The 17,278-nt window shown below is 56.2% G+C and carries 19 protein-coding genes and 2 tRNA genes; 9 read left to right on the plus strand and 12 right to left on the minus strand.

The features are described from left to right. The first annotated feature begins 15 nt into the window (after window positions 1-15). Window positions 16-828, plus strand: a complete 813-nt coding sequence (locus tag QMN93_RS13745) for a MetQ/NlpA family ABC transporter substrate-binding protein (protein WP_008500616.1) — start codon at window positions 16-18, stop codon at window positions 826-828. A 110-nt stretch (window positions 829-938) separates the two neighbouring features. Further along, window positions 939-1,148 (plus strand): fumarate hydratase FumD, encoded by a 210-nt coding sequence (gene fumD, locus QMN93_RS13750; RefSeq protein ID WP_008500615.1) that lies wholly within the window; start codon window positions 939-941, stop codon window positions 1,146-1,148. Here the strand turns inward: fumD and QMN93_RS13755 are convergent. Genes QMN93_RS13755 through QMN93_RS13770 form a run of 4 tightly spaced genes read right to left on the minus strand, consistent with a single transcriptional unit; the run spans window position 1,129 to window position 4,223 of the window. Then, entirely contained in the window at window positions 1,129-1,815 is a 687-nt protein-coding gene (locus tag QMN93_RS13755; RefSeq protein ID WP_032657777.1) for an amino acid ABC transporter permease, read from the minus strand. The genes fumD and QMN93_RS13755 overlap by 20 nt on opposite strands. Next, on the minus strand, window positions 1,799-2,575 hold the full coding sequence (locus tag QMN93_RS13760) for an amino acid ABC transporter permease (protein ID WP_033145311.1): 777 nt from the start codon (window positions 2,573-2,575) through the stop codon (window positions 1,799-1,801). Before QMN93_RS13760 ends, QMN93_RS13755 begins: the two co-directional genes overlap by 17 nt. Further along, entirely contained in the window at window positions 2,575-3,390 is an 816-nt protein-coding gene (locus QMN93_RS13765) for an amino acid ABC transporter ATP-binding protein (protein ID WP_069302696.1), read from the minus strand. Before QMN93_RS13765 ends, QMN93_RS13760 begins: the two co-directional genes overlap by 1 nt. A 2-nt stretch (window positions 3,391-3,392) precedes the next feature. Next, the gene (locus QMN93_RS13770) at window positions 3,393-4,223 is read right to left on the minus strand and encodes an ABC transporter substrate-binding protein (RefSeq protein ID WP_120785284.1); all 831 of its coding nucleotides are present in this window, start codon (window positions 4,221-4,223) and stop codon (window positions 3,393-3,395) included. A 242-nt stretch (window positions 4,224-4,465) separates the two neighbouring features. Between QMN93_RS13770 and QMN93_RS13775 the strand changes: the two genes are divergently transcribed. Continuing rightward, complete coding sequence (locus QMN93_RS13775) at window positions 4,466-4,636, plus strand: hypothetical protein (protein WP_157843316.1); 171 nt, start codon at window positions 4,466-4,468, stop codon at window positions 4,634-4,636. A 92-nt stretch (window positions 4,637-4,728) separates the two neighbouring features. Here QMN93_RS13775 and QMN93_RS13780 read toward each other — a convergent pair whose 3' ends face one another. Then, entirely contained in the window at window positions 4,729-4,869 is a 141-nt protein-coding gene (locus QMN93_RS13780) for a hypothetical protein (protein ID WP_003857665.1), read from the minus strand. A 125-nt stretch (window positions 4,870-4,994) separates the two neighbouring features. Here QMN93_RS13780 and QMN93_RS13785 point away from each other — a divergent pair, with 125 nt between their 5' ends. Both QMN93_RS13785 and QMN93_RS13790 read left to right on the plus strand, forming a co-directional pair. Beyond that, window positions 4,995-5,777: an MBL fold metallo-hydrolase gene (locus tag QMN93_RS13785; RefSeq protein WP_182383401.1), complete on the plus strand. Its 783-nt coding sequence runs from the start codon at window positions 4,995-4,997 to the stop codon at window positions 5,775-5,777. Between the two features lie 72 nt (window positions 5,778-5,849). Next, a complete protein-coding gene (locus tag QMN93_RS13790) occupies window positions 5,850-6,485 on the plus strand; it encodes a carbonic anhydrase (RefSeq protein WP_023335425.1) in 636 nt (211 codons plus the stop codon). Window positions 6,486-6,513: 28 nt separating this feature from the next. Here the strand turns inward: QMN93_RS13790 and QMN93_RS13795 are convergent, their stop codons facing one another. From QMN93_RS13795 to mdtK, 4 genes are all read right to left on the minus strand, one after another. Beyond that, window positions 6,514-8,109, minus strand: coding sequence for an FAD-NAD(P)-binding protein (locus QMN93_RS13795; RefSeq protein ID WP_323619709.1), 1,596 nt, complete (start codon window positions 8,107-8,109; stop codon window positions 6,514-6,516). A 119-nt stretch (window positions 8,110-8,228) separates the two neighbouring features. Continuing rightward, window positions 8,229-8,305: transfer RNA gene (locus tag QMN93_RS13800), tRNA-Val, on the minus strand. A 4-nt stretch (window positions 8,306-8,309) separates the two neighbouring features. Beyond that, window positions 8,310-8,386: transfer RNA gene (locus tag QMN93_RS13805), tRNA-Val, on the minus strand. Window positions 8,387-8,539: 153 nt separating this feature from the next. Then, a complete protein-coding gene (gene mdtK, locus QMN93_RS13810; protein ID WP_182383403.1) occupies window positions 8,540-9,913 on the minus strand; it encodes an MdtK family multidrug efflux MATE transporter in 1,374 nt (457 codons plus the stop codon). A 225-nt stretch (window positions 9,914-10,138) separates the two neighbouring features. On the opposite strand from mdtK, the gene QMN93_RS13815 reads away from it, so the two are divergent. Further along, entirely contained in the window at window positions 10,139-10,783 is a 645-nt protein-coding gene (locus tag QMN93_RS13815) for a riboflavin synthase (protein WP_023311347.1), read from the plus strand. A gap of 31 nt (window positions 10,784-10,814) precedes the next feature. Here the strand turns inward: QMN93_RS13815 and cfa are convergent, their stop codons facing one another. Together cfa and punC are read right to left on the minus strand one after the other, a co-directional pair. After that, window positions 10,815-11,963, minus strand: coding sequence for a cyclopropane fatty acyl phospholipid synthase (gene cfa / locus QMN93_RS13820; RefSeq protein ID WP_023335428.1), 1,149 nt, complete (start codon window positions 11,961-11,963; stop codon window positions 10,815-10,817). A 298-nt stretch (window positions 11,964-12,261) separates the two neighbouring features. Beyond that, on the minus strand, window positions 12,262-13,461 hold the full coding sequence (gene punC / locus QMN93_RS13825; protein ID WP_033145317.1) for a purine nucleoside transporter PunC: 1,200 nt from the start codon (window positions 13,459-13,461) through the stop codon (window positions 12,262-12,264). 114 nt (window positions 13,462-13,575) lie between these two features. On the opposite strand from punC, the gene punR reads away from it, so the two are divergent. Next, window positions 13,576-14,487, plus strand: coding sequence for a DNA-binding transcriptional activator PunR (punR, locus tag QMN93_RS13830; protein WP_167818795.1), 912 nt, complete (start codon window positions 13,576-13,578; stop codon window positions 14,485-14,487). Window positions 14,488-14,504: 17 nt separating this feature from the next. On the opposite strand, the gene purR is transcribed toward punR, so the two are convergent. Continuing rightward, the gene (purR, locus tag QMN93_RS13835; RefSeq protein ID WP_023335431.1) at window positions 14,505-15,530 is read right to left on the minus strand and encodes an HTH-type transcriptional repressor PurR; all 1,026 of its coding nucleotides are present in this window, start codon (window positions 15,528-15,530) and stop codon (window positions 14,505-14,507) included. Between the two features lie 297 nt (window positions 15,531-15,827). On the opposite strand from purR, the gene QMN93_RS13840 reads away from it, so the two are divergent. Together QMN93_RS13840 and QMN93_RS13845 are read left to right on the plus strand one after the other, a co-directional pair. After that, entirely contained in the window at window positions 15,828-15,917 is a 90-nt protein-coding gene (locus QMN93_RS13840; protein ID WP_014883553.1) for a YnhF family membrane protein, read from the plus strand. Window positions 15,918-16,080: 163 nt separating this feature from the next. Beyond that, on the plus strand, window positions 16,081-17,247 hold the full coding sequence (locus tag QMN93_RS13845; protein WP_109844376.1) for an MFS transporter: 1,167 nt from the start codon (window positions 16,081-16,083) through the stop codon (window positions 17,245-17,247). The last annotated feature ends 31 nt before the right edge of the window (window positions 17,248-17,278 follow it).

Here is a 17,278-nt window from a genome sequence, read left to right on the forward strand (position 1 = left end):
CACAGGAACCACATCATGAAAAAAACACTGACACTGATCGCCGCCGCAACCCTGAGCGCCCTGAGCTTCGCCTCCTGGGCCGACACCCTGACCGTGGGCGCATCCAACACGCCGCATGCCGAAATTCTGGAGCAGGCTAAGCCGATTCTGGCGAAGCAGGGTATCGACCTGGAGATTAAACCGTTCCAGGACTACATTCTGCCGAACACCGCGCTGGCGGGTCATGACATCGACGCGAACTATTTCCAGCACATTCCTTACCTGAACAGCGTGCTTAAGGATCATGCGGGCGACAAAGACTACGATTTCGTCAGTGCGGGCGCGATCCACATTGAGCCAATCGGCATCTACTCCAAAAAATACAAGTCGTTGAAAGACCTGCCGGAAGGTGGCAAGATCATCATGCGTGACGCGGTTTCTGAAGAGGGGCGTATTCTCTCCATCTTCGAGAAAGAGGGCGTGATCAAGCTGAAGCCGGGCATCGATAAAGTGACCGCGCGCATCAGCGACATCGTTGAGAACCCGAAAAAGCTGAAGTTCACCCCGAACGTGGAAGCCTCTCTGCTGCCGCAGATGTACAACAACAACGAAGGCGATGCGGTGGTGATTAACGCCAACTACGCGATTGACGCCGGTCTGGATCCGGTTCACGACCCGATTGCGGTAGAGAGCGGTGAAAACAACCCGTACGCCAACATCATTACCGTGCATCGCGGTGACGAGAAGAAGAAAGATATCGTTGCCCTGGTGAACGTCCTGCACTCGAAAGAGATTCAGGACTGGATCCGCACCAAGTACAAAGGCGCGGTCATCCCAGTAAACAACTAATTTACTGATTTTACAGATGAAGCCCGGCGAGTCTCTCGCCGGGCTTCTTTTTTGTATCCGGCAGGAGAATCATTTAAGCTCAACGTTTAACAGGCAATGGAGTGATGACGATGGGTAACGTGACCAAAGATGAAGCGCTGTATCAGGAGATGTGCCGGGTGGTCGGGAAGGTGGTGCTTGAGATGCGTGATTTAGGGCAGGAGCCAAAGCATATTGTCATTGCCGGAGTCCTGCGTACCGCGCTGGCGAACCAGCGCGTTAAGCGCAGTGAATTGACAACCGAAGCGATGGAAACGGTGGTTAAAGCGCTGGCCGGGTAATGCGCCAGCGCTTCGCAAGCTGTTCGAGCGAGCAGCAGAGCAAGTAGTAGACCACGCCCGTAAAGATAAAAATGGCCGCCGGGTAGATTTGCACCCGGTTGTTGACCTGTCCCGCCACCGTGGTCAGTTCCGGTACGTTCACGATAAACGCCAGCGACGTATCCTTCAGCAGGCTGATAAAAATCCCCACCAGCGACGGCAGAATATTCCTCAGCGCCTGCGGCAGCAGCACGCGCAGGAGGGTTTGCTGCGTGCTGAATCCCTGAGACAGTGCGGCCTCGTATTGTCCTGACGGTAGCGCGTTAAGCCCGGCCAGCACCGAGTGCATCACCGTTGCCGCGGTAAACCAGGCCAGAGCCAGCGTGACGGTCAGCGCTCCCGGCAGATCGCCCCCGGTCATAAGCGGCAGGAGATACCACATCCAGAAAATCACGAAGATGAGCGGGATGCCGCGAATCAGCTCTGCCCACAGAAAGAGGGCCTTTCGCACGAGCCCGGTAAAGCGCCAGGCCAGACACGCGAGCACTATCCCACCGGGCAGGGCGATGACGGCGGCCCCGGCCGCCATCATCAACGACAGCAATACGCCCCCCGGTTCACCCGTCGCCGCGCGTCCCCACAGCAGATAGTCGAGGTTATCGGTGATGACGTTAAGTCCGGCAATCATGTTTTTCACTCCCTGTGGTGGCGACGCCTGGGCGTTTACGTTTCGCGTCAGGCCCGATGCGAACCAGCACCATCCCCATGACCAGGCCGGTCAGCAGATAGAGCGCGGTACCGAGGGTAAACGCCTCCAGCGCGTGCGCGTTATAGCTCTCGATCTGCCTGACCTGATAGGTCAGCTCGGCAAAGCCAATCCCGCTCGCGAGCGAGGAGAGCTTCATCAGATTTAGGTACTGGCCCACGACCGGCTGCCAGGCGTTGGCCAGGCCCTGCGGCAGAAGGATGTAACGAAACAGACGCCACGCGGAGAATCCCTGCGCGAGCGCTGCCTCCCGCTGTCCGGCAGGTACGGAACGTAAGCCCGACTCCACCTCTTCGATTAAAAACGCCGAGGTAAAGACGCCCAACCCCCAGGCAGAACATAAAAATTCGGGCGTAAACCACCAGACGTCGCCGGGCAGAATTGACCAGCTGTGATCCGCGTTCACCGCGTCGCGGAACGCCTGCGGTAGCCCGTTCCAGGCGGCAAAATACCAGAACAGCAGCTGCACCAGCAGCGGCGTATTGCGAAACAGCGACACCCAGCTGCTGACGACCGCGTTCCCGGGGCGTCCGCCGGAAAGGCGCAGGAGCATAAAGAGCAGTGCGAGCAGGCTGGCCAGCAGCATCCCGGCAAGCGTGACCCACAGGGTGGTGAGGAATCCGGAGAGTATCCACTGCAGAGGCTGTCCGGTCAGTACCCCTTGCCAGTCGAGCGCGGGCATTACAGATGCTCCTGATGCAGCGGGTTGAGCACCTTTTGCAGGAACCGCTGCGCGCGCGGATGCGACGGCTGGCTGAAAAACTGTGCCGGCGGCGCGGTTTCCAGAATTTGCCCGCCGTCGATAAAGACAATCCGGTCGGCAATTTCCCGGGCAAACTGCATCTCGTGTGTCACCACGATCATCGTGATCCCGCTGTGGGCGAGGGCTTTCATCACGTACAGCACTTCACCAATCATCTCCGGATCCAGCGCGGAGGTGGGTTCATCGAACAGAATGATTTGCGGTGATGAGGCCAGGGCGCGGGCAATCGCGACGCGCTGCTGCTGTCCACCGGAAAGCTCTGCCGGGAAATGGTGGGCTTTTTCCAGCATCCCGACCTTCTCCAGCAGGGCCAGCGCGCGCTCCCGTGCGGGCTGCGGCTTCCAGCCGTGAACGTGCTCCAGCGCCAGGGTGATGTTCTGGCTGGCGGTGAGGTGGGCGTAAAGATTGAACTGCTGGAACACAAACCCCACGCGGCTGCGCAGCTGGCGCAGCCCGGTACCGGAGAGCTTTGCGGTAGGCTTGTTGTCGACCAGAATCTCTCCGCCGCTTAGGGTTTCAAGCTGGTTGATAAGACGAATCAGGGTGGATTTACCGGAACCCGAAGGGCCGAGGATGGCGACCACTTCACCGGGCGTGATGGTGAGGTTAATGTCGTTTAAAACCTGATGGTCACCGTAGCGTTTGTCCACATGACGAAACTCGACGCTGGCCTGTTCCAGATGTGAAAAATCCGCGGCACCGGCCGCGGAGTGTGAAAATAAACCTGAGAGCATAATTATCTGGCTTCTATTTTAAAGGCGCGAGGCTGTGGGGAAGGCGTGTTTGGGCCAAACCAGACATCGTAGATTTTTGCTGCCTGACCGTTCTTCTCGAGATTAATCAGCTCGTCGTTAACGGCCTTCAGCAGCGCCGTTTCACCTTTCTTCACCCCAACGCCAATCTCTTCTTTGCTGAGCAGATCGGGCAGGATTTTAAAGTTCGCTTTATCCGGCGCCTGCGCCAGCAGACCGGCCAGAATGGTGCTGTCCTGGGTGATGGCCTGTACGTTACCGTTGCGCAGCGCCGTCAGCGCCAGCGGAATATCGTCATACGAGAGCACGCGTGACTGCGGGAAACGCTGGTGCAGCGCCTGCTCGCCCGTCGTTCCTTTGACCGCGCCAATACGCGCCCGGCTGTAGTCATCAAGCTTGTCCGGTGATTTAGCCGGCACCAGGAACTGCTGGCCGGTGACAAAGTAAGGCGTTGAGAAATCAATCACCTGCGCGCGTTCCGGGGTGATGGTGATATCCGCCACGATCAGATCGGCTTTTCCGGACTGCAGCAGCGGAATACGGTTAGCCGGATTGGTGGCAACCAGTTCAAGCTTCACGCCGAGCGATTTTGCCAGCGCTTTGGCGAAGTCCACGTCATAACCCACGATCTCGTGCGTTTTGGCATCAATAGAGCCAAACGGCGGGTTGGCGTCAAACGTGGCCACTTTCACCACCCCTGCGGCCTTAATATCCGCCAGCTGATCGGCCTGTGCCTGCGCTGAAAGTAGGCTCCCCGCCGCCAGTAATCCCAGAACCAGTGTCCGTTTGGTAAACCCTTTCATGTTTGCTGCCATAGTCATTCGCCATCCCGTTGTTTTTGTTTTACCCCGCTACGCTCCCATAAGCGAAAGCTATCGCCAAATAAGAAATCGTTCTTTGCTATGAGCAAAAAAGCATTAGTGAACAACGTGTTAATGGAGAGTGAAAAGAACGGGATGCTATTTGCAGATCCTGCACATCAACAGTGGATTTTGGTATTTCCCCCGCGCGGCATTTGAGTGCTTAACTGAGATCAGACACGGCGAGAGAGGGTAAGATGATGAAAAAATGGATCAGCACGTTACGGCGGTTTTTTGCGACCCGACCAGTGAATGCGGAGAACAGCGCGCAACGTGTTCTTGAGTCAATCCTGCCTGTCGCCAGCCTGTATGGCGTCGACGTTGCCAACATTGACCCGGAGTGGTTCCATGATAAAACGTCACGCTGAACTGCGCCGCACGCGCGAAACGTACTGGAACGAGGTGTGCGTGACGTTTAACGAGTGAAATAAAAAAGCACCGGTTTCCCGGTGCTTTTTTATTAGATCTTGCAGGCGTCGCCGCAGTCGTCGTCGGCGACAATCGCCTGCGCTTTTTTGTCTGCATCATCCAGACGTTCGGCATTACGCTCTTCGGCTTCATCCAGACCGTTAAAGACTAAGTTATCGAGATCAATTTCCATGTGGCACCTGCTCTGTTCAGTTTTTGATACTGGCACAGTATAGGGCAAAAAAAGCCAGCAATGTACCTCGCAGCACATAAGGATAATCCCTGCCATACTCAGTGCTTTATCGCTGAGGAGAGCACATGATTACACTCTGTAAAACCTGCGGAACCGCCTACGATGCCCGCCCGGACAGATGCCCGATTTGCGAGGATGAGCGTCAGTACGTGCCCGCCACGGGCCAGGCGTGGACCGATTTCGACACCGTCACCACCACGCATACCAACAAATGGCAGCAGCTGGAGCCGCGGCTGTTTGGGATCAAAACGGTCCCCGCGTTTGCGATCAACCAGCGGGCGCTGCTCCTGCAAACGGCCCACGGCAATATCCTCTGGGACTGCATCGCCAACCTCGACCCCGCAACCAAAACGCTCATTACCGCCCTCGGCGGCATCAGCGCGATTGCTATTTCACATCCGCACTATTACACCACGATGCAGGAGTGGGCTGCGGCGTTTGATGCGCCGGTTTACCTGCACGCCAGCGACAGAGAGTGGGTCATGCGCGACAGCCCGGCCATTCATTTCTGGGAGGGGGATGCGCTGGAGATTTTCCCGTCGGTCACCTTGCTGCGTCTGGGCGGGCATTTTGCCGGTGGAACGGTGCTGCACTGGCAGGAGGGGGATGGGGTGTTGCTGGTGGGCGATATTCTGCAGGTCACGCCGGGTAAAGACGCCGTCTCGTTTATGTGGAGCTATCCGAATTATCTTCCGCTGCCGGCCCGCACCGTGGCGTCGGTGGTGAGTCATCTCGAAGGGAAAACCTTTGAACGTCTTTACGGCGCGTTCGAAGGGCAGAACATCGAGGCCAGTGCGGACGAGATTGTGCAGCGGTCGGGCCAGAAATATATTGCTTGTCTGAAGTAAACCACGATGGGTAAACTTTACGAGTGTGATCTCGATCATGCCTAAACTAAAACAGATAAAAGAGACATTGCTATGCAACATATCATTGAAGGTTTTCTCAGCTTTCAAAAAGAGATTTTCCCGCAACGTAAAGAACTCTTCCGCAGTTTAGCGTCCAGCCAGAATCCCAAAGCGCTGTTCATCTCATGCTCCGACAGCCGTCTGGTTCCGGAACTGGTCACCCAGCAAGAGCCAGGACAACTCTTTGTCATTCGTAATGCTGGCAACATCGTGCCGCCGTTCGGGCCGGAGCCTGGCGGCGTGTCCGCCACTATCGAATACGCCGTGGTGGCGCTGGGCGTCACGGATATCGTGATTTGCGGTCACTCCAACTGTGGCGCGATGAAGGCGATTGCCGATAACGCGAACCTGGAACCGATGCCTGCTGTGTCACACTGGCTGCGCTATTCTGACGCGGCGAAAGCCGTGGTAGAGAAGAAAACCTGGGACAAGCCGATCGATAAAGTCAATGCGATGGTGCAGGAGAACGTGTTTGCGCAGCTGAGCAACATTAAGACCCACCCGTCCGTCGCGGTGGGCCTGCGTAATAACTCCATCCGACTGCACGGCTGGGTGTACGACATTGAAAGCGGCAAAATTCTTGCCCTGGATAAAGAGACGAAAACCTTCGTTTCGCTGTCTGAAAACCCGGAAGTCTTCTTCGAGTAATCCGCGACAGCAGGGCATGGACGCCCTGTCAGTTCTCAATATACGGTAATCTGCGCCGCGATCCGGTCGCGGGTTTTTCCGCCGCCTTCGCCATTGCTTGTGCAATCTCTGCACACTCCGCCAGCCCCTGAACGAAGGGACGATCGTGCATCAGCCACGGTATCGCGCCGAAGGCAATGCGCCCGCGAACGGTGTCAGGCGCTTTTAAGGTGTAATCCTCGCCGACGTCGGGTATCTCTTCGCCCGTGGCTTCCAGCTGTTTGCGCAGCGTCGGGAAGGGCAGATCTTTCGTTTTGAGCGGCTTTTGCCCGCGCGCATCAATAAAAACGTCGAAGCGGTAAACGGTCTCTTCTGTGGTTATCACCGTTCGATCGCTGCCAACCTCCAGCGCGTAATCGTCGCCGAGCGCAGCCACGCTAATGATGCCGGGTTCGCGAAGCGCGAGCAGCCTTCGGATCGACTGCGGGGGAATGGCCGCATAGTTGTCGATAAATACCCGGGCCAGGCCTTTCTTAAAGCGCTCTCTGTCCCGTTCGTTGAGGTGGGGAACAATCTCCTGAACCACCTCATGCAGCCGAAGGACGGTATAGCGCCAGGCTACGGTGCGCCGCTCGCGTTTGTTCCGCTCCACCTCGTTGAGATTTTCTTCCGCCCAGGTAAAGGGGCCGTGCCGTTTACGGTCCTCAAACCAGGCCTCACGAATGCTGTCCGCATTCTGCTTATGCAGGGATATTTTCTCACACCACGTCGGGTCAGCGAGCTGAAGCTCTTTCACCATCAGGGTAAAAATGCGGTCGAGCAGGCCTTCCGATCCTTTGGCGATCTCGTTTTCAACCACAAATTCGGTTAAGACCGACAGCGGTTCATAAGGAATAGGGCAGTAAAAATCGGCTTCCGGCAGAATACCCGTTCGGGACATCAGGACAATCTTCAACGCGTCGCTACCCTTATCCAGCACGAATTTATCGTCGCGAAACGCACCGTGCTGCATCACTACCGCCATGGCCGCGTCGAGACCGCTTAACGATGTCCCCATAATACCGACGCGGCAGGGAGGGATACTGGCGTCCATCAGACCGGACCACGGGCTTGGGAAGAACGTGCGCGTGGATTCGTCCTCGTCTGGCCAGACGTGGCCGGTGGCGATAACCGCAAGGTCGAAGCGTTCAGGAAAGGCGCTGTCGTTGACGGAAAGCGTGACCCCTTCTTTCGTGGACACGATATCGGTGACCCGGGCGGATTCATGGACATCAACCTGAAACCCCAGCTTTCTGGCCTCTTTCACGATTGAACGAAAGCTGTCGCGAAAATACTCGCCCAGCAGAAGCCGGGGCAGGAACTGCCGATCATGCAGGCGGGTTTTATCGACCTTAAAGCGCGCCAGATGAGCTTCGCTCTGATCCTTCAGCCAGTCGAGGTAGGTCATAAAAATGGGCGGGATTTCAATGCTCGCAATGTTCGCCAGCATCAGCCGGGAATTATCGTCGTCGTTATAGGGCATACCCACGCCAGCGTCTTCGGATTGTTCAAAGATGGAAACTGAGAGCGGCTTACTGTTTTTAAGGAGATGATAAAAAGTATAAATCCCTGTGGGGCCGGAGCCGATAATCGCGATTTTCTTCATCGACGGTCTTCCTGTTTTTTTTTCCATAAGAAAAGCGTAGCAGGAGAACAATGATGAAAATAAGGGATTAGGAAAATTCAGGATATCAGAAGAGGATTTGCACCATTTCAGGACTGAAATGGTGCGTCCGAGTGGACTCGAACCACCGACCCCCACCATGTCAAGGTGGTGCTCTAACCAACTGAGCTACGGACGCAGAATGGTGCGTTCAATTGGACTCGAACCAACGACCCCCACCATGTCAAGGTGGTGCTCTAACCAACTGAGCTATGAACGCAACGTGTTGTCGGTGACAACGGGGACGAATATTAGCGGCACAGCACCGAGGTGGCAAGAGGGAAAATGCATTTTTCTCTCTGATTTCACGCGATTGCTTCATTACCGCGCAAAGTGAAGAGAAAGTAGCCGCCGGGCGGCGGCTACCGCGTCGTTAACGTGCCGCGCGCTGCAAAATGATCGTTGATGGCTGGCGCTGCAGGAAGCGCATTCGCATCATCATCATAATCGCCGCCGACGTCAGGCCGATGATAAAGCCCATCCAGAACCCCGCCGGTCCCATGCGCTCAACCACTAAGTCCGTGAGGGCCAGAATATAGCCACACGGCAGACCCAGCACCCAGTAGGCGATGAAGGTGATAAAGAAGATGGAGCGCGTGTCTTTATATCCGCGCAGCACGCCGCTGCCAATCACCTGGATGGAGTCAGAGATCTGGTAAATCGCGGCCAGCAGCATCAGGTGCGATGCCAGCGTGACCACTTCCGGGTTGTCGTTATAGAGCAGGGCAATCTGCTCGCGTAATGCAACGGTAAAGAGCGCCGTACAGACAGCCATGCAGACGCCGACGCCCAGCCCGGTCCGGGCGGCCGTTTGCGCATCCAGCGTTGAGCCCTGGCCCAGGCGGAAGCCGACGCGAATCGTGACCGCCGCCGCCAGCGACATCGGCAGGACGAACATCAGGGAGCTGAAGTTCAGCGCAATCTGGTGCCCGGCCACGTTCACAATGCCCAGCGGGGAGACCAGCAGGGCGACCACGGCAAATAGGGTCACCTCAAAGAACAGCGCGAGGGCGATCGGCAACCCTAACTGCACCAGACGCGTCATGATGTTCCAGTCCGGCGTGCTAAATCTTTTCTCGTTGCGAATATCGCGCATGGAACGGGCGCGTTTTACAAAGGCGATCATGGAGAAGAACATCACCCAGTAAACGGCTGCCGTCGCCACGCCGCAGCCGACGCCGCCGAGCTCCGGCATCCCGAAATGACCGTAAATAAAGACATAGTTCACCGGAATGTTGACCAGCAAACCGATAAAGCCCATCACCATCCCGGGCTTGGTTTTCGCCAGGCCTTCACACTGGTTACGCGCCACCTGGAAAAAAAGGTAGCCGGGCGCACCCCAGAGCAGGGCGCGCAGATAGCCCACGGCTTTATCAGCCAGTGCCGGGTCAATGTTATGCATAGCGCGAATGATGTGGCCAGCGTTCCAGAGCACGACCATGATCAGCACGGAAACAAACCCTGCCAGCCAGAAACCCTGACGAACCTGATGGGCAATGCGCTCGCGACGACCCGAGCCATTGAGCTGAGCGATAACCGGCGTGAGCGCGAGCAGCAGACCGTGGCCGAAGAGGATGGCCGGAAGCCAGATTGACGTGCCAATAGCAACGGCTGCCATATCGGTGGCGCTATAGCCACCTGCCATTACCGTATCCACAAATCCCATTGCGGTCTGGGCCACTTGCGCGACGATCACTGGTATAGCCAGTGCCAATAGCTGGCGCGCTTCATTCATGTACTTCTGCACGTGAACACCTTTATTTTGTTGTTATTTGAGAGACTAAAAAAGCCGCCGAAACGGGCAGCAAGAAGAAAATGCAGGGGGGTGCCAGCTATTGTAGCGGGCTTTAGCTATTTATCTAGTGAAAAAATCGCCAGAAAATGCGCTCCGCTGGCAACCTCTTTTTCCAACTGTTATTGTGGTGGGATTAAACGGTGTCACCACCGTCCGGAAAAAACAGGAGTTGTAAGCATGTTTACTGGTATTGTGCAGGGCACCGCCAAAGTGGTGTCCATTGATGAAAAACCTAATTTCCGTACTCATGTTGTTGAGCTGCCGGAATATATGCTTGAGGGCATTGAAACAGGCGCGTCGATTGCTCATAACGGCTGCTGCCTGACCGTTACCGAAATTAACGGCAACCAGATTAGCTTTGATTTAATGAAAGAGACGCTGCGCATCACCAACCTGGGCGAGCTGGCGGTAGGAGATACCGTTAACGTTGAGCGGGCGGCGAAGTTCAGCGATGAGATTGGCGGCCACCTGATGTCCGGGCATATCATGACCACCGCTGAAGTGGCAAAAATCGTGACCTCGGAAAATAACCGTCAAATCTGGTTTAAAATGCAGGATCCTTCATTAATGAAATACATCCTCTATAAAGGATTTATTGGCATTGACGGGATTAGCCTGACGGTGGGTGAAGTAACGCCAACGCGTTTTTGCGTGCATTTAATTCCTGAAACGCTGCAGCGCACCACGCTGGGCGCGAAAAAACTGGGGCATCGCGTGAATATTGAAATCGATCCGCAAACCCAGGCGGTGGTGGATACGGTTGAACGCGTGCTGGCAGCAAAAGAAGCGGCAATAATAAAGACCGCCGCAGAAGAAGAATAAAAAAATAACCCCGGGTATCCGGGGTTATTTTTTAGCGTGCGACACGTAATCCGTGTTCAATCCCACGGCTGAATACCACCTGCCAGAGCTGAATATCCCGTGCGCGAAACGCCCCCGCGCAGGCATTCAGATAATAGCTAAACATCCGCCTGAATCGTTCAGAATAGTTGTCCGCAATCTCGGGCCAGGTCTCCTGAAAACGCGCATGCCATGCCATCAACGTGGTGTCGTAATCCGCGCCAAAGTTATGCCAGTCTTCCATCACGAAATGGGGTTCACTGGCGTTGGCAATCTGGCGGACGGAAGGCAAACAGCCATTCGGAAAGATGTATTTGTTGATCCACGGGTCGACGTTATTGTCGGTCCGCTTAGAGCCGATGGTGTGCAGCAGGAAGATACCGTCCGGTTTCAGATTCCGATCCACCACCTCAAAATAGGTAGCGTAGTTTTTCGGCCCGACGTGCTCGAACATGCCGACGGAAACGATCCGGTCAAACTGTTCGTTCAGATCACGGTAATCCTGCAGCCGGATATCCACATCGAGGCCCTGGCAGCGTTCCCGCGCCATTTTTTGCTGTTCCGCTGAAATCGTGACGCCGACGACGCTGACGCCATAGTGCTTCGCCATAAAATACGCCAGCCCACCCCAGCCGCAGCCGATATCCAGCACGCGCATTCCGGGCTGGAGCTGCAGCTTCTCGCTAATCAGACGCAGCTTGGCCTGCTGGGCCTCTTCAAGCGTCGACGCCTCTTTCCAGTAGGCGCAGGAGTACTGCATGAAAGGGTCCAGCATACGGCTGAACAGGTCGTTGCCAAGATCGTAGTGCTCTTTGCCTACGATCCATGCGCGTTTTTTACTTTGCAGATTGAACAGTCGGGCAGAGGCGACGCGCAGGGTGTCTTTCAGATTGCGAGGGAGTTGATTTTCAAGACCGGCACGCAGCACGCTGGCGAAAAAGGTATCCAGACGTTCGCACTCCCACCAGCCGTCCATGTAGCTTTCTCCCAGGCCTAACGATCCCTCTCGCAGCACGCGTTTAAAAAAGTCGGGATGTTTAACCTGAGGATCGGATGGCGATGATCCATTGATAGTGATGCCTGCTCGACCTAACAGTTCACTGACGATCCGGGACCAGTTATCGTCCGGAACGCTGACTTCTTCTATACACGATGAACTCATAGCTTCTCCATCACCCTAATGTGATCAGAACCTTAAAACAGCGTAGACGCTTTTTTTGGTTTGTGAGAAATCTCACGGTAAATACCGCGAGGCTAATATCCGACGTAGAACAGAGGAAGGGAGATAACCCTTGCCGAAATGCCTTCCATGGTAAAACGGGAGCACTCCGGCTCCCGTTAACACTTAATATTTATCGTATTTAATCGAACCAAATTTAGTATAGGCCTCAAAATTTGGTGATTCAATAGAAAATTCTTAGCAACCTAATCACTGAAAATTAACATGATTTCTGGCGCAATCAGGCATGTGACGTTTCAACCTGAGCACTCTTTTCCTGCGCACGCTGCGCGGAGGCCTGCATGCGATAGCCCAACACCGCCAGCGCAACGGTCACCAGCATCACGCTGGTGGTGGTCAGGAGCGGCGTGGCAATCAGCGCCGATACAACCAGGCTTGCCAGGAAGCACAGCCCCAGCTGCAGGGTATTCTGCAGCGCGGCGGCGCGGCCTGTTGCCTGCGGGAAGGGACGCAGCGCCTGGGCTACAACGATAGGGTAAATCGCCCCGTTCGCAACGGCCATCACGCAGAATGGGATCAAAATTTCGGCCAGACCGGCGCCAGGAATAAAGCCAACGGCCCAGGTCCCGATAACGCTCAGCGCATACAGCACCAGCAGCCACGGCAGCATCTGCTGACCTTCCCACTTTTGCAGCGCCGCGCGACAGCCGTACCCGCCTACCAGGAACGCGATGGTCTGCGGAACATAGCTCAGGCCGATGGCTGCCGGGCTGTAACCCATATCGTGCAGAATGAACGGCGAGCCGGTGAGCCACGCGAAGAAGCTTGCCGAGCAGGCGGCATAGATCAGGACATTCCCGCGATACGCTTTGGTGCTGAGCAGAGACGTGAAGGTAATCGGCTTCGCGTCTGCATGCGCTTCTTTTTTATGCGCGGGCTTGAGGGCGAACGCCGGCAGCATCAGTACCAGGGTAATTGCAAACAGCGTGGCGAAAATGGCCTGCCAGTCGAAATGCGCGAGGATCCAGCTGCCCAGCAGGGGAGCGAGGGCCGGTGAGAGACCCACCAGCGGCATAATGGTGGCGAAAATACGGTTTGTGCGGTTAGCCGGGTAATAGTCGGTGACCAGCGCCTGCCATGTCACTGCCGCGGCACAGACGCCCACGGCCTGAATAAAACGCAGCACCAGCAGCCAGGTGGCATCGCGTACCCATAACATTCCCAGGCAGCCCACGGCAAAAATGGCCAGGCCCAGCAACAGCACCGGTTTACGACCAAAGCGATCCGAGAGCGGTCCCCAGAGCAGCTGTGCGAAGGCAAAACCGGCGAGGAATAAGCTCAGGCTGGCGCTGATGGCGGCAGCAGGCGTTTGCAAATCTTCCTGCATGGCGGCAAACGCCGGCAGGTACATATCGGTGGCCAAAAAGCCCAGCACGCTCAAGCCGCCGAGCCAGACTAAAAAACCGTTCCTGGGTTGCATTATTTTATTCTCCTGAGGAGGCAGGTATACATTGGCGCTGAGTGTAGGGAGTGCAAAGCCGCTTGTGAAACGCTAATATTTGGCGGGTGCATTCAAAAAATTTGCAGGCAGAAAATGTGGTCAGATTATTCTCTTGAAGTGGTCGATGCTGTTGCACGTAACGGCAGCTTCAGCGGTGCGGCGCAGGAGCTGCACCGCGTCCCTTCGGCAATAAGCTACACGGTGCGCCAACTGGAGGAGTGGCTGGCGGTTCCGCTGTTTGAACGGCGGCATCGTGATGTGGAATTAACGCCCGCAGGCGCGTGGTTTTTGAAGGAAGGGCGTTCTGTTATCAAAAAAATGCAGATCACCCGCGAACAGTGTCAGCAGATCGCTAACGGCTGGCGGGGGCATCTTTCCATCGCGGTGGATAACATCGTTAAGCCGGAACGCACCCGGCAGATGATCGTCGATTTCTACCGTCATTTCTCTGACGTCGAGCTGCGGGTCTCGCAGGAGGTGTTCAACGGCGTCTGGGATGCGCTGGCGGACGGCAGGGCAGAGATGGCGATTGGGGCTACGCAGGCGATCCCGGTCGGGGGACGTTACGCTTTTCGCGATATGGGGATGCTGAGCTGGAAATGCGTGGTGGCAAGCGATCATCCGCTGGCGTCGATGGAAGGGCCGCTCAGCGATGACACGCTGCGCAACTGGCCGTCGCTGGTGCTGGAGGATACGTCCCGTTCATTGCCCAAGCGTATCACCTGGCTTCTGGACAACCAGCGGCGGGTGGTGGCCCCTGACTGGGAATCGTCGGCGACGTGCCTCAGCGCCGGGCTGTGCATCGCGATGGTGCCCGTTCATTTTGCGCGTCCGCGCATCGATACCGGAGAGTGGGTTGAGCTGACGCTGGAGAATCCGTTCCCGGATGCGGCCTGCTGCCTCACATGGCAGCAAAATGACGTCTCGCCTGCGATGGCCTGGCTGCTGGATTATCTGGGAGACAGCGAAACGCTGAACCGGGAATGGTTACGGGAGCCAGCGTAACTGGCCCCGTAAAGCGATTAACGACGGTAGTCGCGGAACGGACCGTCCGCAACGGAACGGCGTTCGATAAGACGCGGGTGAACTTCAATAGACTGCGACTCTTCGCGCTTGTTGACGATCCTGTCCATCAGCATGTTGAAGGCCGTTTCGCCCAGCGAATCTTTCGGCTGGTGAATGGTGGTCAGCGCCGGGGTGAAGAAACGCGCGTTACGCACGTTGTCATAGCCGATCACGGATATATCCTGCGGTACGCGCAGGCCCAGCTCGTCGGCAGCGCAGAGCGCGCCCATGGCCATGATGTCGCCCCCGCAGAACACGGCGGTCGGACGGTGCGGCTGGGAGACGATCTGCTGCATCGCGCGGTAGCCCGATTCCGGCTCAAAGTCGCCCTGCACAATCCAGTTTTCCGGCACGTTGATCAACGCTTCTTCCATCGCTTTCATAAAACCGGCCAGACGGCCCGCGCCGGTGTTGCGCTCCAGCGGACCGGGGATCACGCCAATCTCGCGGTGGCCGCGTTCGATCAGATAACGACCGGCCATATAGCCGCCTTCAAAGGCGTTATCGATAACGGAATCGGTAAAGTCTGCGCGCGCTTCGCCCCAGTCCATCACCACCATCGGAATATGGCGATACTCTTCCAGCATCGACAGCACGGATTCCGGGTACTCGGAACACATCACCAGCAGGCCATCAACGCGCTTTTGCGCCATCATCGACAGGTAGGCGCGCTGTTTTTCAATGCTGTTCCACGCGTTGCCCAGAATCAGGGTATAGCCTTTCTGGAAGCAGTTCTTTTCGACCGCTTCAATGATCTCGGCAAAATAGGCCGCTTCACTGCTGGTCGCCAGCAATCCAATGGACTTGGTGTGATTAACCTTGAGGCTACGCGCAACCGCACTTGGCGAATAGTGCAGCTCTTTGATCGCTGCCCAGACGGCGTTGCGCGTCTCTTCCGCCACAAAGCGGGTTTTGTTAATTACATGTGATACGGTTGTAGTGGAAACGTTTGCGCGTTTTGCTACGTCTTTAATTGTTGCCATTAAATGTCACTCCAGACCATATCCTAAGCTCCTGAAAAACTTGAAGGTAAACGTTTGCCTTCTCTCACCCTTATCTCGCAATCTTGAATTGCGGCACGCCGGGAAAACGACACGGGACGTCAGGAGGGGGTCAATGGCCGGTACGCTAATAAATTTAGCGTGGAATTTTGTCCTATCTTGATGAAAAGGGGAAGAGGTAAAGTGGTTATCAGTATAAATCCAGGAAGATTTTTGACGTAATCTGTGCAAAAATGAGCAAGCTCACTTTTCGTGTGGGGATTAAAAGGAGAAAAATTGATGAGTTCCGATCTTAAGTTTTCGCTGTTCACCACCATTGTTGTGCTGGCTCTGATTGTTGCGGCCGGTCTGACGGCTGCGCTGCACTGATTTACGCGGAGGGAGAGCCTTCTCCCTCCCGACTCCCCGGATTGTTACTTCTCTGGCAAAAATCTTTTGCCATTTTGTTAACTTCTCATTTTTTGTGATTGATGTCATGCTTTCTGCTTCTTTGTTCTGTGTCACCACATGACACGGCATCCGGAGTTGACGCATGAAAATCAATTTTCCCCTGCTGGCCCTGGCGATTGGCGCTTTTGGGATTGGCACCACTGAATTCTCCCCGATGGGGTTACTGCCTGTTATTGCCCGCGGCGTAGATGTCTCTATCCCTGCGGCAGGGATGTTAATCAGCGCCTACGCTATCGGCGTGATGGTCGGGGCGCCGCTGATGACGCTTCTTCTTTCACACCGCGCGCGCCGCAATGCGCTGATTTTCCTGATGGCGATTTTCACCCTGGGCAACGTGCTTTCGGCCATTTCGCCGGACTACACCACATTGATGCTGTCGCGCATTCTGACCAGCCTTAACCATGGCGCGTTCTTTGGGCTGGGATCGGTTGTGGCTGCCAGCGTGGTGCCAAAACACAAGCAGGCGAGCGCCGTAGCAACCATGTTTATGGGGCTGACGATTGCCAATATCGGCGGGGTGCCTGCGGCAACCTGGCTGGGAGAAGCGATCGGCTGGCGTATGTCTTTCCTGGCGACGGCCGGGCTGGGCGTGGTTGCAATGGTGGCGCTGTTCTTCTCCCTGCCGAAAGGAAGCGCCGGAGAACGTCCGGAAGTGCGTAAAGAGCTGGCGGTGCTGATGCGCCCGCAGGTGCTCTCTGCGCTGCTCACCACCGTGCTGGGGGCAGGGGCGATGTTTACCCTCTACACCTATATTTCACCGGTACTGCACGATATCACCCACGCAACGCCTCTCTTCGTTACCGCGATGCTGGTGCTGATTGGCGTGGGCTTCTCGATTGGCAACTATCTCGGCGGGAAATTTGCCGACCGTTCCGTGAGCGGGACGCTGAAGGGCTTCTTAACCCTGCTGATTGTCATCATGGTTGCCATTCCATGGCTGGCGCGTAATGAGTTCGGGGCCGCGATTGCGATGGTCGTCTGGGGAGCCGCCACTTTCGCCGTGGTGCCGCCGCTGCAGATGCGCGTAATGCGTGTCGCGCACGAGGCGCCGGGACTTTCATCTTCCGTGAATATCGGTGCGTTTAACCTGGGTAATGCCCTGGGCGCGGCGGCCGGTGGGGCCGTGATTTCAGGTGGTCTGGGGTACAGCTTTGTGCCGGTGATGGGGGCGATTATTGCCGCGCTCGGCCTGCTGCTCGTGATGATGTCGGGTCGTAAACAGCCTGAAGCAGCCTGCGCTGCGGAATAAACCAAAAACGCAGAAGGGCGAACCCTTCTGC

The organism is Enterobacter sp. R-1.6.2 (genome assembly GCF_035064085.1).
GTDB lineage: Bacteria > Pseudomonadota > Gammaproteobacteria > Enterobacterales > Enterobacteriaceae > Enterobacter > Enterobacter asburiae_B.